The organism is Coprococcus hominis (ex Arizal et al. 2022) (assembly GCF_040094675.1).
GTDB lineage: Bacteria > Bacillota > Clostridia > Lachnospirales > Lachnospiraceae > Coprococcus_C > Coprococcus_C hominis.
This window is the reverse complement of record NZ_JBBNHG010000014.1, coordinates 1-797: the sequence shown is the minus strand read 5'-3', so window position 1 is coordinate 797 and position 797 is coordinate 1. Positions and strand designations below refer to the sequence as shown.

The following is a 797-nucleotide window of genomic DNA, read 5'->3' as shown; positions in this document are numbered from 1 at the left end:
GATCACGGGACGCCAGTTTCGTGTGAGCCGCTGTTGGGATACCACCCTTGTAGTACTGGATTCCTAACCTACAGCCGTGAACCGGCTGGGGGACAATGTCTGGCGGGGAGTTTGACTGGGGCGGTCGCCTCCGAAAGGGTATCGGAGGCGCTCAAAGGTTCCCTCAGAATGGTTGGAAACCATTCGAAGAGTGCAAAGGCAGAAGGGAGCTTGACTGCGACACCGACGGGTGGAGCAGGTACGAAAGTAGGACTTAGTGATCCGGTGGTATAAAGTGGGATTGCCATCGCTCAACGGATAAAAGCTACCCTGGGGATAACAGGCTTATCACTCCCAAGAGTTCACATCGACGGAGTGGTTTGGCACCTCGATGTCGGCTCATCGCATCCTGGAGCTGTAGCAGGTTCCAAGGGTTGGGCTGTTCGCCCATTAAAGCGGTACGCGAGCTGGGTTCAGAACGTCGTGAGACAGTTCGGTCCCTATCCGGCGTGGGCGTAGGATATTTGAGAGGAGCTGTCCTTAGTACGAGAGGACCGGGATGGACGGACCGCTGGTGTATCTGTTGTTGTACCAACAGCATGGCAGAGTAGCCAAGTCCGGCAGGGATAAACGCTGAAGGCATCTAAGCGTGAAGCCCCCCTCAAGATAAGATATCCCATCATAAGAGTAAGACCCCTTGAAGACTACAAGGTTGATAGGCTTGGAGTGTAATCGTGGCAACACGTTCAGCTGACAAGTACTAATAGGTCGAGGGCTTATCCTTAGAGGTTTTGAGAACGGAAAGATGATTTGTTAAG

At 53.2% G+C, this 797-nt stretch carries 1 rRNA gene; it reads left to right on the top strand.

The features are described 5' to 3' along the window. Positions 1–763, top strand: a 23S ribosomal RNA gene (locus AAAT93_RS00545); the annotation flags it as partial. Positions 764–797 lie beyond the last annotated feature (34 nt).